The sequence below is a fragment of the Alcanivorax sp. DP30 genome (assembly GCF_009882945.1).
Lineage (GTDB): Bacteria > Pseudomonadota > Gammaproteobacteria > Pseudomonadales > Alcanivoracaceae > Alcanivorax.
Genome location: NZ_WTUY01000019.1, coordinates 1 through 15,689, shown reverse-complemented (window position 1 = coordinate 15,689; position 15,689 = coordinate 1). Strand labels below are relative to the sequence as shown.

General features: G+C 56.5%; 12 protein-coding genes, 1 tRNA gene and 1 pseudogene. All 14 read left to right on the top strand.

Annotation, left to right across the window (positions count from 1 at the left end; genetic code table 11):
- A pseudogene (locus tag GQF00_RS14970) lies at positions 1-110 on the top strand (elongation factor Tu); the annotation flags it as partial.
- A 69-nt stretch (positions 111-179) separates the two neighbouring features.
- Positions 180-255: transfer RNA gene (locus GQF00_RS14965), tRNA-Trp, on the top strand.
- Positions 256-297: 42 nt separating this feature from the next.
- Positions 298-672, top strand: a complete 375-nt coding sequence (gene secE / locus GQF00_RS14960; protein ID WP_161319980.1) for a preprotein translocase subunit SecE — start codon at positions 298-300, stop codon at positions 670-672.
- A gap of 9 nt (positions 673-681) precedes the next feature.
- The gene (gene nusG, locus GQF00_RS14955) at positions 682-1,224 is read left to right on the top strand and encodes a transcription termination/antitermination protein NusG (protein WP_022986306.1); all 543 of its coding nucleotides are present in this window, start codon (positions 682-684) and stop codon (positions 1,222-1,224) included.
- Positions 1,225-1,341: 117 nt separating this feature from the next.
- Positions 1,342-1,770, top strand: a complete 429-nt coding sequence (gene rplK / locus GQF00_RS14950) for a 50S ribosomal protein L11 (protein ID WP_035235483.1) — start codon at positions 1,342-1,344, stop codon at positions 1,768-1,770.
- Between the two features lie 3 nt (positions 1,771-1,773).
- Complete coding sequence (gene rplA, locus GQF00_RS14945) at positions 1,774-2,469, top strand: 50S ribosomal protein L1 (RefSeq protein ID WP_161319979.1); 696 nt, start codon at positions 1,774-1,776, stop codon at positions 2,467-2,469.
- A 240-nt stretch (positions 2,470-2,709) separates the two neighbouring features.
- Entirely contained in the window at positions 2,710-3,216 is a 507-nt protein-coding gene (rplJ, locus tag GQF00_RS14940) for a 50S ribosomal protein L10 (RefSeq protein WP_022986303.1), read from the top strand.
- A 43-nt stretch (positions 3,217-3,259) separates the two neighbouring features.
- Positions 3,260-3,631: a 50S ribosomal protein L7/L12 gene (rplL, locus tag GQF00_RS14935; RefSeq protein WP_161319978.1), complete on the top strand. Its 372-nt coding sequence runs from the start codon at positions 3,260-3,262 to the stop codon at positions 3,629-3,631.
- A 146-nt stretch (positions 3,632-3,777) separates the two neighbouring features.
- A complete protein-coding gene (gene rpoB, locus GQF00_RS14930) occupies positions 3,778-7,920 on the top strand; it encodes a DNA-directed RNA polymerase subunit beta (RefSeq protein ID WP_161319977.1) in 4,143 nt (1,380 codons plus the stop codon).
- Positions 7,921-8,011: 91 nt separating this feature from the next.
- Entirely contained in the window at positions 8,012-12,214 is a 4,203-nt protein-coding gene (gene rpoC, locus GQF00_RS14925; RefSeq protein WP_161319976.1) for a DNA-directed RNA polymerase subunit beta', read from the top strand.
- 207 nt (positions 12,215-12,421) lie between these two features.
- Positions 12,422-12,793: a 30S ribosomal protein S12 gene (gene rpsL, locus GQF00_RS14920; RefSeq protein WP_011587675.1), complete on the top strand. Its 372-nt coding sequence runs from the start codon at positions 12,422-12,424 to the stop codon at positions 12,791-12,793.
- Between the two features lie 126 nt (positions 12,794-12,919).
- On the top strand, positions 12,920-13,390 hold the full coding sequence (rpsG, locus tag GQF00_RS14915) for a 30S ribosomal protein S7 (RefSeq protein ID WP_161319975.1): 471 nt from the start codon (positions 12,920-12,922) through the stop codon (positions 13,388-13,390).
- Between the two features lie 77 nt (positions 13,391-13,467).
- Positions 13,468-15,567, top strand: a complete 2,100-nt coding sequence (gene fusA / locus GQF00_RS14910; RefSeq protein WP_161319974.1) for an elongation factor G — start codon at positions 13,468-13,470, stop codon at positions 15,565-15,567.
- 32 nt (positions 15,568-15,599) lie between these two features.
- Positions 15,600-15,689, top strand: a 90-nt coding sequence (locus GQF00_RS14905) for a GTP-binding protein (RefSeq protein ID WP_003137431.1), incomplete at its 3' end; no start/stop codon positions are given.

The window sequence follows — 15,689 nt, the reverse complement described above, 5'->3', positions numbered from 1 at the left end:
TGGACGTTGAGCTGATCGCTCCGATCGCCATGGAAGACGGTCTGCGCTTCGCTATCCGCGAAGGTGGCCGTACCGTTGGTGCCGGCGTGGTGGCCAAGATCACCGAGTAATTCGTTACGGGTGATATCGGGGTGGCAGGCATGCCTGCCACCCTGTTTTGTTTAAGGTTTCAGAGTTACAGGCCAGTAGTTCAATTGGTAGAGCACCGGTCTCCAAAACCGGCTGTTGGGGGTTCGAGTCCCTCCTGGCCTGCCAATTTTCCCAAGACTGATCTTGGGTGGTAGGGTGCATCGTCCGATGAGCGAGAAAACAGAAGCACATTCCGGCTCTGCCGCCTTTGAGGCAGTGAAGTGGTTGCTGGTGGTTGGTCTGGTGGCCGCCGCAGTTGTCGGTAATAGCTATTTCTCCGACCAGCCTACCCTTTATCGGGTTGTCGGTGTCGTAGTCGCGGCGCTGGTGGCCGTATTTGTCGCTCTGCAGACTGAGCAGGGTAAGTCGTTCAATCAGCTGCGCAAGGACTCCATGGTGGAACTGCGCAAGATTGTCTGGCCGACCCGTCAGGAAACCCTGCAGACCACCTTGATTGTTCTGGTGTTTGTCGTGCTGGTGGCCTTGCTGCTGTTTGTGCTCGACTGGATTCTGGGTGGTCTCATGTCCTGGGTGATTGGTTAAGGGGTTTACATGGCTAAGCGCTGGTATGTGGTACATGCCTATTCAGGTTTCGAAAAGCACGTAAAACGCGCCCTCGAAGAGCGCGTTAAATTGCGTTCTATGGAAGAGCTTTTTGGTGACATCCTGGTTCCTACCGAAGAAGTGGTGGAGATCAAGGGCGGCCAGAAGCGCAAGTCCGAGCGCAAATTCTTTCCTGGCTATGTGCTGGTGGAAATGGAAATGTGCGACGACTCCTGGCACCTGGTGAAAGAAACGCCGAAGGTGATGGGCTTTATCGGTGAAGATCCGAAAAATCCGGGTCGCGTTTCCCCGATTACCAAGAAAGAAGCGGATGCCATCCTGCAGCGTATGGATGACGCCGTTGAAAAGCCGAAGCCGAAGACGCTGTTCGAAGCTGGCGAAGTGGTCCGTGTCAACGATGGGCCGTTTGCAGATTTCAATGGTGTGATCGAAGAAGTGAATTACGAAAAGAGCCGCCTGCAGGTGGCAGTAATGATCTTTGGTCGTTCCACACCGGTAGAGCTGGAGTTCGGTCAGGTCGAGAAGACCTGATACTGGGCCCGGCAACAGAATTTGGGAGCCCTGGTCGCCTGTATGGCGGCCGGGGCGTTTTGACAACCTGAGGGGAGCCTGCTCTAGGCAAGGCGTTTGCACCCAAGGAGTCTGAAAATGGCGAAGAAAGTACAAGCCTACATCAAGCTGCAGGTTGCAGCTGGTCAGGCTAACCCGTCACCGCCGGTTGGTCCTGCACTGGGTCAGCACGGTGTGAACATCATGGAGTTCTGTAAGGCGTTCAACGCCCAGACTCAGCAGCTGGATGCCGGTGCACCGGTTCCTGTTGTAATCACCGTATACAGCGATCGTTCCTTTACCTTCACCATGAAGACGCCGCCGGCGTCTTACCTGCTGAAGAAGGCGGCCAAGATCAAGAGCGGTTCCGGTGAGCCGAATACCAAGAAAGTGGGCAAGGTTACCCGTGCTCAGCTGGAAGAGATCGCCAAGGCCAAGGAGCCTGATCTGACTGCCGCTGATCTGGATGCTGCCGTGCGTACTATTGCGGGCTCTGCTCGTTCCATGGGCCTGGATGTGGAGGGTTAACCAATGGCTAAACTGTCCAAGCGTCTGCGCGCCATTCGCGAAAAAGTAGAAGCCGGTAAACTGTACCAGGTTGAAGAAGCTGTAGCCCTGCTGACCGAACTGTCCGGTGTGAAGTTCAAAGAGTCTGTGGACGTAGCGGTGAACCTGGGTGTTGACCCGCGTAAATCCGACCAGAACGTGCGTGGTGCTTCTGTACTGCCTCACGGTACTGGCAAAACCGTTCGTGTTGCTGTTTTTGCTCAGGGCGCCAAAGCCGAAGAAGCAAAGGAAGCTGGCGCGGACGTGGTGGGTTTTGACGATCTGGCCGAGCAGGTTCAGGGCGGCGAAATCAACTTCGACGTGGTTATCGCTTCCCCGGACGCCATGCGCGTTGTGGGCAAGCTCGGCACCATCCTGGGTCCCCGTGGCCTGATGCCGAACCCGAAAGTTGGCACTGTAACCCCGGACGTAGCCCAGGCAGTGAAAAACGCCAAGGGTGGTCAGGTTCGTTACCGTACCGATAAGGGTGGCATCATCCACTGCACCGTTGGCCAGGTGGGTTTCGATAACACCGCCATCAAGGAAAACGTGGAAGCGCTGCTGGCTGACCTGAAAAAAGCCAAGCCGTCTTCTGCCAAGGGCACTTACTTCAAGAAAGTAACCCTGTCCACCACCATGGGTCCGGGTCTGTCCATCGATCCCGCATCTCTGGTGATGTAAAGCATTCGGTGCACGGCGGAAGCTGTGCGCCAACAAGGACTTTGATTTCGGCAGCATGCTGCCGGAGCGTCAAAGACCACAGGCGCCTTGGCGGGTTCTCCCGGATAAGGCTTAAACCAACAGCCTGCGTAGACGCGGTGTGGTTCAGGATTCACTGTAACCCCCGCGTATGAATTCGCTAGCGAATTCATAAATGGGTGGCCGGTTTCGACCGGTTGTATTCATCGAGGAGGTTACACAGTGGCTCTGAGACTAGAAGACAAGAAAGAGATTGTCGCCGCGGTAAATAAAGCCGCACTGGGTGCATTCTCCGCTGTGGTCGCCGACTATCGTGGCTTGAACGTTGCTCAGTTGACCGAGCTTCGTTCCAAGGCACGTCAGCAGAACGTTTACCTGCGTGTTATTCGTAACACGCTGGCTCGTCGTGCCTTTGAGGGTACCGATCTCGAGCTGCTGAACGAGTCGCTGATTGGTCCGACCATCATTGCTATGTCGCTGTCCGAGGAAGACATGGGCGCTGCTGCCCGTCTGTTCAAGGACTTCGCCAAGGACAATGACCAGCTGGAGCTGAAGACCGGTCTGTACGAAGGCAAGCTCTATTCTGGCGCAGAAATCGATGTACTGGCAAAACTGCCGAACCGCGAACAGGCTCTCACCAGCCTGGTGTCTGTACTGCAGGCTCCGGTTTCCAAGTTTGGCCGTTTGCTGACTGCGCTTAAAGAACAGAACGAAGGTGAGGCAGCCTGATCGGCTCCTGAACCGCACATCATCAAGATTTGGAGAAGTTAAAATGGCAATGTCCAAAGAAGATATCCTGAATGCAGTTGCTGAACTGTCTGTACTGGAACTGGTTGAGCTGATCGAAGCGTTCGAAGAGAAGTTCAACGTTTCTGCCGCTGCCGTCGCTGTTGCTGCTGGCCCTGCTGCTGGTGGCGAAGCTGCCGAAGAGAAGACCGATTTTGACGTGATTCTGACCGGCTTCGGCGACAAGAAAGTTGGCGTGATCAAGGCCGTACGTGAAGTTACTGGCCTGGGTCTGAAAGAAGCCAAAGAGCTGGTTGAAGGCGCTCCTGCTCCTGTTAAGGAAGGCGCTGGCAAAGACGAAGCCGAAGAGATCAAGAAAAAGATCGAAGAGGCTGGCGGTACTGCCGAGCTCAAGTAAGCGCATTGGCGCTATGTCTTTGCGCGCATGCGCGCAAAGACGCCGGCTGGCAGCTTTTTGGCTGCCAGCCTTTTGTCGTTTCTGTATGAGGGGTTTCATGCAGAAATATCACCAGGTGGTGATAGATCAACAGCTGAGGAACGCAGATGGCATACTCATTTACTGAGAAAAAGCGGATCCGCAAAGATTTCGGCAAGTTGCCGAAGGTGATGGATGTTCCCTACCTTCTGGCAATCCAGCTCGATTCCTACCGCAAATTTCTGCAGCAAGACAAAAGTGCAGAAGAGCGTCTGGATAACGGTCTGGAAGCGGCTTTCCGGTCAGTATTCCCGATTGCCAGTTATTCAGGTAATGCAGCACTGGAGTATGCCGGCTACGAGTTCGGCAAACCCGTGTTTGATGTTAAAGAGTGCATCATCCGCGGTACGACCTATGCGGCGCCACTGCGCGTGCGCATTCGCCTTGTTATTTATGACCGTGAGTCATCCGGGGCGATCAAGGATATTCGTGAACAACAGGTCTACATGGGTGAAATTCCCCTGATGACCGAAAACGGTACCTTCGTTATCAATGGTACCGAGCGTGTAATCGTGTCTCAGCTGCACCGTTCACCCGGTGTCTTCTTCGACCACGATAAAGGCAAGACTCACTCCTCCGGCAAGCTGTTGTATTCCGCGCGGGTGATTCCTTACCGTGGTTCCTGGCTGGACTTCGAATTCGATCCGAAAGACATGGTCTATGTGCGGATCGATCGTCGCCGCAAACTGCCGGCGACCATTCTGCTGCGTGCCTTGGGCTACACCTCCGACGAAGTGTTGGAGATGTTCTTCGAGACCAACGAGATTGCAGTAGAAGACGGCCTGTACCGCATGAAGCTGGTGCCGGAGCGTCTGCGTGGTGAAACCGCCACTTTCGATATCCTCGCAGATGGCGAGGTGGTGGTTGAGCGTGGCCGTCGTATTACTGCCCGCCACATCCGCCAGCTGGAAAAGGCCAACATCGAGTACCTGGAAATTCCTGCTGAATACCTGCAGGGCAAGTACCTGGCCAAATCCATCATCGATCAGGATACCGGTGAGATCCTGGTAGAGTGTAATACCGAGCTGACTGCCGAAACCCTGGAAAAGCTGGAAGCCGCCGGTATTACCGATTTCGAAACCCTGTACACCAATGACCTGGATAACGGCCCGTTCATGGCCGATACCCTGCGTGCTGACCCGACCCGCACTCCGCTGGAAGCGCTGGTTGAGATCTACCGTATGATGCGTCCGGGTGAGCCGCCCACCAAGGAAGCGGCTGAGAACCTGTTCAAGAACCTGTTCTTTACCGACGAGCGTTACGATCTGTCCGGTGTAGGCCGCATGAAGTTCAACCGTCGCCTCGGTCGCGAAGACGAGACGGGTCCGGGCATCCTGTTTGATGGCCGTTACTTCAGCTCCCGTTCCGACGAGGAAGGCAAGCAGTACTTCGAGCAGATGGGCGAAGAGTCCTCTGACATCATCGATGTGCTGAAGACCCTGGTTGATATCCGCAACGGTAACGGTGTGGTCGATGACATCGATCACCTGGGTAACCGTCGTGTGCGCTCTGTGGGTGAAATGGCCGAAAACCAGTTCCGTGTGGGCCTGGTGCGTGTCGAGCGTGCGGTCAAGGAGCGTCTGAGCCTGGCAGAATCCGAAGGCTTGATGCCGCAGGATCTGATCAATTCCAAGCCGGTGGCGGCTGCTGTGAAAGAGTTCTTTGGCTCTTCCCAGCTGTCCCAGTTCATGGATCAGAACAACCCGCTGTCCGAGATCACTCACAAGCGTCGTGTTTCCGCGTTGGGCCCAGGTGGTCTGACCCGCGAGCGTGCCGGCTTTGAGGTCCGTGACGTTCACCCGACCCACTACGGTCGTGTGTGTCCGATCGAGACCCCTGAAGGTCCGAACATCGGTCTGATCAACTCCCTGGCCACCTATGCCCGCGCCAACGAGTACGGCTTCCTCGAGTCTCCGTACCTGAAGGTCATTGACGGCAAGGTCAGCGAAGAAATCGAATACCTGTCAGCCATCGAAGAAGCCGAGTGCGTAATTGCACAGGTGGACGCGAAAATGACTGACGATGGCGGTTTTGCGGAAGACTTCGTAACGGTACGTCACCGTTATGAATTTACCGTGATGGAGCGTGACACCATTACCCATATGGATGTCTCTCCCCGTCAGGTCGTGTCCGTGGCCGCGTCCCTGATCCCGTTCCTCGAGCACGATGATGCTAACCGTGCCCTGATGGGTTCCAACATGCAGCGTCAGGCTGTGCCCACCCTGCGTGCTGACAAGCCGCTGGTAGGTACCGGCTTCGAGCGTCACGTAGCCCGTGACTCCGGCGTGTGTGTGGTTGCCACCCGTGGCGGTATCGTCGACAAGGTGGACGCGTCCCGCATCATCGTGAAAGTAAACGATGACGAAGTGGCCGAGGGTGAAGCAGGTGTAGATATCTACAACCTGACCAAATACACCCGTTCCAACCAGAACACCTGCATCAACCAGCGTCCGCTGGTGAAAGTGGGCGATCGGGTTGCTGCCCGCGACATCATGGCCGACGGTCCGTCCGTGGACATGGGTGAGCTGGCGCTGGGTCAGAACATGCGCGTCGCATTCATGCCCTGGAACGGTTACAACTTCGAGGATTCCATCCTCATCTCCGAGAAAGTGGTGAAGGAAGACCGTTTCACTTCCATCCACATTCAGGAGCTCACCGCGATCGCCCGTGACACCAAGTTGGGCCCGGAAGAGATCACTGCGGATATCCCCAATGTGGGCGAGGCTGCACTGTCCAAACTGGATGAGTCCGGCATTGTTTACATCGGTGCGGAAGTGGAAGCCGGCGACATTCTGGTGGGCAAGGTAACGCCTAAGGGCGAAACCCAGCTGACCCCGGAAGAGAAGCTGCTGCGTGCCATCTTCGGTGAGAAAGCCTCTGACGTGAAAGACACTTCTTTGCGTGTGTCCTCCGGCGTCAAGGGTACCGTTATCGATGTGCAGGTCTTTACCCGCGATGGCGTGGAAAAAGATGAGCGTGCCCGTCAGATCGAGCAGTCTGCCCTTGAGCAGTTCCGCAAGGATCTGAAGGACGAGTACCGCATCCTCGAGAAGGATATCCTTGAGCGTCTGCGCACCGTCATGGTGGGCAAGAAGGTCAACGGTGGTGCCGGCTTCAAGCGTGGCACCGAGATGACTGGCGACATCCTGGATGGTTTGGACGCGGACAAGTGGTTCGAGCTGCGCCCGGCGGATGAAGATGTGGCCGAGCAGCTAGAGCGCGCCCAGCAGTATCTGGAGCAGCACAAGAAAGAGCAGGATGAGCGTTACAAGGACAAGCAGGCCAAGATCTCCGGTGGTGATGATCTGGCTCACGGTGTCCTCAAGGTGGTCAAGGTTTACCTGGCCATCAAGCGTCGCATCCAGCCCGGTGACAAGATGGCCGGCCGTCACGGTAACAAGGGTGTGATCTCCGTGATCATGCCGGAAGAAGATATGCCGTATGACGAGCACGGTGTGCCGGTTGACGTGGTGCTGAACCCGCTGGGTGTTCCGTCCCGTATGAACGTGGGGCAGATTCTGGAAACCCACCTGGGTTGGGCCGCCAAGGGTCTTGGTGAGCGGATCGGCGAAATGCTGGAAGCGCAGAAGAAGATTGCGGACATCCGCAGCTTCCTCGACAAGATCTACAACAAGGCTGGTGCCGGTGGTTCCCCGGAAGATCTGGACAGCTTCAGCGATGATGAAATCATCGAGCTGGCCAAGAACCTGGTGGGCGGTGTGCCCATGGCCACCGCGGTATTCGACGGTGCCAAGGAGTTCGAGATCAAGGAGCTGCTGGAGTTAGCTGGCCACGATACCTCTGGTCAGGTTCAGCTGTGGGATGGTCGTACCGGCGAGATGTTCGACCGCAAGGTGACTGTAGGCTACATGTACATGCTCAAGTTGAACCACCTGGTGGACGACAAGATGCATGCCCGTTCCACTGGCTCCTACAGCCTGGTTACCCAGCAGCCGCTGGGTGGTAAGGCACAGTTCGGTGGTCAGCGCTTCGGTGAGATGGAAGTGTGGGCGCTGGAAGCTTACGGCGCCGCCTACACCTTGCAGGAAATGCTCACTGTGAAATCCGATGACGTAAACGGCCGTACCCGCGTTTACAAGAACATCGTTGATGGTGATCACCGCATGGATCCGGGTATGCCGGAATCCTTCAACGTATTGTTGAAGGAAATCCGTTCGCTCGGTATCAACATCGAGCTGGAAAACGACTAAGGCAGTGGGCTCCGCACGATGAGTGCGGAGCCACTGTGTACCCGGGTTTAGGAAAGAATCTCGAGCGAAAGCTCACTACGGAGGACTGGCCTTGAAAGACTTGCTGAATCTGCTCAAAAGTCAGGGACAAGTCACGGAGTTTGACAAGATCCGCATCGCGCTCGCGCCGCCGGATCTGATCCGCTCCTGGTCTTTTGGCGAAGTAAAAAAGCCTGAGACCATTAACTACCGCACGTTCAAGCCTGAGCGTGATGGTCTGTTTTGTGCGCGTATCTTTGGTCCAATCAAGGACTACGAATGTCTGTGCGGTAAGTACAAGCGTTTGAAGCATCGTGGCGTTATCTGTGAGAAGTGTGGCGTTGAAGTCACCCTCTCCAAGGTGCGTCGTGAGCGTATGGGCCATATCGAACTGGCGAGCCCCACCGCGCATATCTGGTTCCTGAAGTCGCTGCCGTCCCGTATCGGTTTGATGCTGGATATGACCCTGCGTGATATCGAGCGTGTCCTGTACTTCGAATCTTTCGTTGTCACAGAGCCCGGCATGACCACGCTGGATCGTGGCCAGCTGCTCACTGACGAAGAATACTTCGACGCTCTGGAAGAATTCGGTGACGAATTCGAAGCCAAAATGGGCGCCGAAGCCGTTCAGCAGCTGCTCATGGAGCTGGATCTGGACGAAGAGATCAAGATCCTCCGCGAGGAAGTGGAATCCACCAACTCCGACACCAAGCTGAAGAAGCTGTCCAAGCGTCTCAAGCTGATGGAAGCGTTCCGTGATTCCGGTAACGCGCCGGAGTGGATGATTCTCACCGTTCTGCCGGTTCTGCCGCCGGACCTGCGTCCGCTGGTACCCCTGGACGGTGGCCGTTTCGCCACCTCCGATCTGAACGATCTGTACCGCCGTGTGATCAACCGGAACAACCGTCTCAAGCGTCTGCTGGACCTGAGCGCGCCGGACATCATCGTGCGTAACGAAAAGCGTATGCTGCAGGAATCTGTGGATGCGCTGCTGGACAACGGTCGTCGCGGCCGTGCCATCACCGGTTCCAACAAGCGTCCGCTGAAGTCCCTTGCCGACATGATCAAGGGCAAGCAGGGTCGTTTCCGTCAGAACCTGCTGGGTAAGCGTGTTGACTACTCCGGCCGTTCCGTGATCGTGGTCGGCCCCACCCTCAAGCTGCACGAGTGTGGTCTGCCCAAGAAAATGGCGCTGGAACTGTTCAAGCCGTTCATCTTCGCCAAGCTGGAAGCCCGTGGTCTGGCGACCACCATCAAGGCTGCCAAGAAGATGGTCGAGCGCGAAACCGCTGAGGTGTGGGATATTCTCGCCGAAGTGATTCGCGAACACCCGGTGATGCTGAACCGTGCTCCGACCCTTCACCGTCTCGGTATCCAGGCGTTCGAGCCGGTGCTGATTGAAGGTAAGGCAATCCAGTTGCACCCGCTGGTGTGTGCGGCCTTCAACGCTGACTTCGATGGTGACCAGATGGCGGTGCACGTACCGCTGACCCTGGAAGCCCAGCTCGAAGCCCGTGCGTTGATGATGTCCACCAACAACATCCTGTCTCCGGCCAATGGTGAGCCCATCATCGGTCCGACCCAGGACGTGGTACTGGGCCTGTACTACATCAGCCGTGATCGCGTTAACGCCCAGGGTGAAGGCCAGGTATTTGCCGACACCAAGGAAGTGATGCGAGCCCTGGCCAACAAGCAGGTGCATCTGCACGCCCGCGTTAAAGTGCGTGTTCACGAAGTGGTGAAAGATCAGCAAGGTAACGTGGAAGAGCGTACCTTCATCGCCGATACCACCCCTGGCCGTTGTAAGCTGTGGGATATCGTGCCGGCGGGTCTGGGCTTCGAAATGGTCAACCAGAACATGACCAAGAAGGCCATCAGCAAGCTGCTGAACACCTGCTACCGGATTCTGGGCACCAAGGAAACCTGTATCTTTGCTGACCAGCTGATGTACCTGGGCTTCCGTGAAGCGACCCTGTCCGGCTCCTCCATCGGTGTGGAAGACATGGTTATCCCGGATGCCAAGTACACCATGATCGATGCGGCCGAAGAGGAAGTACGCGAGATCGAGGAGCAGTTCGCTTCCGGTCTGGTAACTCGCGGCGAGCGTTACAACAAGGTCGTGGATATCTGGGCGCGTACCAATGACCAGATCGCCAAGGCGATGATGGAGAACCTGAAAGTCGAAGTGGTCAAGAACCGCGACGGCAAGGACGAGGAGCAGGGCTCCTTCAACTCCATCTTCATGATGGCCGATTCCGGGGCGCGGGGTTCCGCGGCCCAGATTCGTCAGCTTGCCGGTATGCGTGGTCTGATGGCCAAGCCGGATGGCTCCATTATTGAAACGCCGATTACCAGCAACTTCCGTGAGGGTCTGAACGTACTCCAGTACTTCATCTCCACTCACGGTGCTCGTAAGGGCCTGGCTGATACCGCACTGAAAACTGCCAACTCCGGTTACCTGACCCGTCGTCTGGTTGACGTGGCCCAGGATCTGGTGGTTAACGAGATCGATTGCGGCACCGAAGAAGGCCTGCTGATGACACCGCTGATTGAAGGTGGTGACGTGGTAGAGCCGCTGCGCGAGCGAGTACTTGGTCGTGTGGTAGCCCGTGACGTGATGAACCCGCTGAACCAGGACGAAGTGCTGGCAGAAGCCGGTACCCTGCTGGATGAGGTCTGGGTAGAGCAGCTGGAAACCCAGGGTGTCGATGAAGTGCTGGTGCGCTCTCCGATCACCTGTTCCACCCGCTGGGGTGTGTGCTCCACCTGTTACGGCCGTGATCTGGCCCGCGGCCATCAGGTCAACGTGGGTGAAGCCGTGGGTGTTATCGCTGCCCAGTCCATCGGTGAGCCGGGTACCCAGCTGACCATGCGTACTTTCCACATCGGTGGTGCGGCAAGCCGGGCGTCTGCGGTCTCCAGCATCCAGATCAAGCACGGTGGTAAGGTTCGCTTCCACAACGCCAAGCACGTGCAGCATAAAGACGGTCTGGTGATCGTTTCCCGTTCTGCCGACCTGGCGGTAGCGGATGAGCTGGGTCGTGAGCGTGAGCGTTACAAGCTGCCCTACGGTGCCACTGTGACCGTGAACGAAGGTGATGTGATTGATGGTGGCCAGGTTGTGGCTACCTGGGATCCGCATACCCACCCGATCATCGCGGAAGTGGAAGGTAAGGTGCAGTTCGGTGATATGGAAGAAGGTATCACCGTAAACCACCAGACCGACGAGCTGACCGGCCTGACCAACATTGAAGTGCTCGGTTCCCAGAACCGTCCTTCAGCGGGTAAGGACATGCGTCCGGTCATCCGTGTGCTGGACAGCAAGGGCAAGCCCATCGTGATGCCCAACACTGACATGCCGGCCCAGTACTTCCTGCCGGGTGGCGCGTTGTGTGGCCTGAAAGATGGCGCCAACATCGGTGTGGGTGACGTGATTGCGCGGATTCCGCAGGAATCTTCCAAGACCCGTGACATCACCGGTGGTCTGCCCCGCGTTGCGGATCTGTTCGAAGCCCGTAACCCGAAGGAAGCCGCCATCCTGGCCGAGAAGACCGGTACCGTGTCCTTCGGCAAGGAAACCAAAGGCAAGGTTCGCCTGGTTATCACTCCGGATAACAGTGATGAGCATTACGAAGAACTGATTCCCAAGTGGCGTCAGCTCAACGTGTTCGAAGGTGAGCGTGTAGAGAAAGGCGAAGTCGTTTCCGACGGCCCGCTGAACCCGCACGATATCCTGCGTCTCAAAGGCGAATCTGAACTGGCCCGTTACATCGTTAACGAAGTGCAGGAGGTTTACCGCCTGCAGGGTGTGAAGATCAATGACAAGCACATTGAGACAATCATCCGCCAGATGCTGCGCAAGGTAGAGATTCTGGAAGTGGGCGAGTCCTCCTTCATCAAGGGTGAGCAGGCTGAATACGCTCGCGTGATGGAAGAGATCGAGCGCCTCAAGGCCGAAGACAAGATGTTGCCCCAGTATGAGCGTCAGCTGCTGGGTATCACCAAGGCGTCTCTGGCTACCGAGTCCTTCATCTCCGCGGCCTCCTTCCAGGAGACCACCCGGGTACTGACCGAAGCGGCAGTGACTGGCAAGGAAGATGACCTGCGCGGTCTGAAAGAAAACGTGGTAGTGGGTCGTCTGATCCCGGCCGGTACCGGCTACGCCTACCACATGGATCGCCGCCGCCAGCGCGAAGATGCGCGCGGACCGGAGGCTCCGACTATGGACGAGGTGGAAGCCGCCCTGTCCGAAGCTCTCAGCTCCTCTGACGAGTAAAGCTGGCGAGCGACAGGACCTCTTTCGGGGGGTTCTGGACAATTCCCCTCTTTCGGGAGGGGGGCAGGGACACCCTGGTATCCTTGACGGGATGCCGGGGTGTCCCTACAATCGCTGCCCCCATAATTGTATGGGTGGTAAATGGGTGGCATGGGCCGTTAATTGACGGTTTTTGTCACAGAACTGTAAGCGTGAGGCAGTAGTTTCATGGCAACTGTAAACCAGCTGGTGCGCAAGCCGCGCAAAAGCAAGGTAGAAAAGAGCGACTCCGTAGCCCTGCAGGGCTGCCCCCAGCGTCGCGGCGTTTGCACTCGGGTGTATACCACTACCCCGAAGAAGCCGAACTCCGCACTGCGTAAAGTGTGTCGTGTGCGTCTGACCAATGGTTATGAAGTATCTTCCTACATCGGTGGTGAAGGTCATAACCTGCAGGAGCACTCCGTAGTACTGATCCGTGGCGGTCGTGTAAAAGACCTTCCCGGTGTGCGCTACCACACTGTTCGCGGCACTCTGGATACGGCAGGTGTGCAGGATCGCAAGCAGCGTCGTTCCAAGTATGGCGCCAAGCGTCCTAAGTAATTGAGCTACCTTTTCTGAATGCCGTAGCTCAATGAGCTGCGGAGGGATGAGTAAGGTCCGGACCTGGTTCCGGAATTACCTGAAGTCTTCCCCGCCCAAAGCGGGAACGTTAGAGGAACACATCCGATGCCAAGACGTCGCGTTGTAGCCAAGCGGGAGATCCTGCCGGATCCGAAGTTTGGAAGCCAGTTGCTGGCAAAGTTCATGAACCACGTAATGATCAGTGGTAAGAAGTCCGTTTCCGAGCGTATCGTATACGGTGCGCTGGACATCATCACAGAGCGTAAAGGCGGTGATGCCCTGGAAATGTTTGAGAAGGCGCTGGACAACATCCGTCCTGCCGTCGAGGTAAAGAGCCGCCGTGTCGGTGGTGCTACTTACCAGGTTCCTGTTGAAGTTCGCCCGAGCCGTCGTACCGCCCTGGCCATGCGCTGGCTGGTAGACGCTGCCCGTAAGCGTGGCGAGAAGAGCATGCCGGCCCGCCTGGCTGGCGAAGTGATGGATGCCGCAGAAGGTAAAGGTGCAGCGATGAAGAAGCGTGAAGACGTGCATCGTATGGCCGAAGCCAACAAGGCGTTCTCCCACTTCCGCTTCTAAGGCAGAAGGCAATCGAGTAAACCGGCCTGCGATCAGGCCGGTTTTTGTATTTGAACCAGTGAATCGAGGTATGCAGCGTGGCTCGTAAGACTCCTCTTAATCGCTATCGCAATATCGGTATCTGTGCGCACGTAGATGCGGGCAAGACAACCACTACCGAGCGAATTCTTTTCTACACCGGTGTTTCTCACAAGATCGGTGAAGTGCACGACGGCGCCGCCACCATGGACTGGATGGAGCAGGAACAGGAGCGTGGTATTACCATCACCTCTGCTGCGACCACCACCTTCTGGCAGGGCATGGACCAACAGTACGATCAGCACCGTATCAACATTATTGATACTCCCGGACACGTGGACTTTACCATTGAGGTAGAGCGTTCCCTGCGTGTACTGGATGGTGCCGTGGTGGTGTTCTGTGGTTCTTCCGGTGTTGAACCGCAGTCCGAGACTGTATGGCGTCAGGCCAACAAGTATGAAGTTCCGCGTATCGTGTTCGTCAACAAGATGGACCGTGCCGGTGCTGATTTCGATTCTGTCTGCAACCAGATTCGCAAGCGTCTGGGTGCCAAGGTTGTGCCGATCCAGTACAACATTGGTGCGGAAGACAACTTCAAGGGTGTTGTCGACCTGATCCGGATGAAGGCTATCTTCTGGAACGAAGACGACATGGGCATGACCTACGAAGAGAAGGACATCCCGGCCGACATCCAGGCACGTTGTGACGAACTGCGCGAGCAGATGGTCGAAGCGGCTGCCGAAGGCTCTGAAGAGCTGATGGAGAAGTACCTGGAAGAGGGCGACCTCAGCAACGACGAAATCAAGGCGGGTCTGCGTCAGCAGGTTCTGGCCAATGAAATCGTGCTTGCTCTTAACGGTTCTGCGTTCAAGAACAAGGGCGTTCAGGCGCTGCTGGATGCGGTTATCGAATTCCTGCCGGCTCCGGACGAAGTAAAAGCGATCCAGGGCGTGTTGCCGGATGGCGAAACCGTTGAAGCTCGTAAGTCTTCAGACGATGAGCCGTTCTCTGCACTGGCATTCAAGATTGCCACCGACCCGTTTGTGGGCTCTCTGACCTTCATCCGTGTGTACTCCGGTGTGCTGAATTCCGGTGACAGCGTGATGAACTCCGTACGCGAGAAGAAAGAGCGTGTGGGTCGTCTGCTGCAGATGCACGCTAACTCCCGTGAAGAGATCAAGGAAGTGCGCGCCGGTGACATCGCCGCTTGCGTAGGTCTGAAGGACATCACCACTGGTGACACCCTCTGTGATCTGAACAGCGTGATCGTGCTCGAGCGTATGGAATTCCCGGAGCCGGTAATCTCTGTTGCCGTAGAGCCCAAGTCCAAAGCTGACCAGGAAAAAATGGGTCTGGCGCTGGGTCGTCTGGCACAGGAAGATCCGTCCTTCCGCGTGAAGACCGATGAAGAATCCGGCCAGACCATCATTTCCGGTATGGGCGAGCTTCACCTGGACATTCTCGTTGACCGCATGAAGCGCGAGTTCAAGGTTGAATGTAACGTGGGTGCACCGCAGGTGGCCTACCGTGAAACCTTCACCAAGGGCGCTGACGTTGACGGCAAGTTCGTTAAACAGTCTGGTGGTCGTGGTCAGTACGGTCACGTCAAGGTACGCTTCGAGCCCATCGACCGTGATGAAGAATTCCAGTTCGAGGAAGAGATCCACGGTGGTAGCGTTCCGAAGGAATACTTCGGTGCTGTACAGAAGGGTATCGACGAGCAGCTCAAGGCCGGCGTGCTGGCGGGCTACCCGATCCTGGGTGTGAAAGCGACCCTGTATGACGGTTCCTACCATGAGGTGGATTCCAACGAGAACGCCTTCCGTATGGCCGGCGCACTGGCAGTGAAGAACGCTGCCAAAGAAGCGGGCGCGGTACTGCTTGAGCCGATGATGAAGGTGGAAGCGGTAACTCCGGAAGACTACATGGGCGACGTAATGGGCGACTTGAACCGTCGTCGTGGTATCGTTCAGGGCATGGAAGACACCATGGCTGGCAAGATTATTCGTGCCGAGGTGCCGCTGTCTGAAATGTTCGGTTACGCTACCGACCTGCGTTCCATGTCTCAGGGCCGTGCCAGTTACTCCATGGAGTTCCTGAAGTACGCTGAGGCACCGAAGAATATCGCTGACGAAGTAGTCAGCGGCAAGAAATCTTAAATTTACGGTTAATTTGTTAAGGGTATAGAGCCGTGGCAAAGGAAAAGTTTGAACGTAATAAACCGCACGTAAACGTAGGCACCATTGGTCACGTTGACCATGGTAAAACCACTCTGACCGCT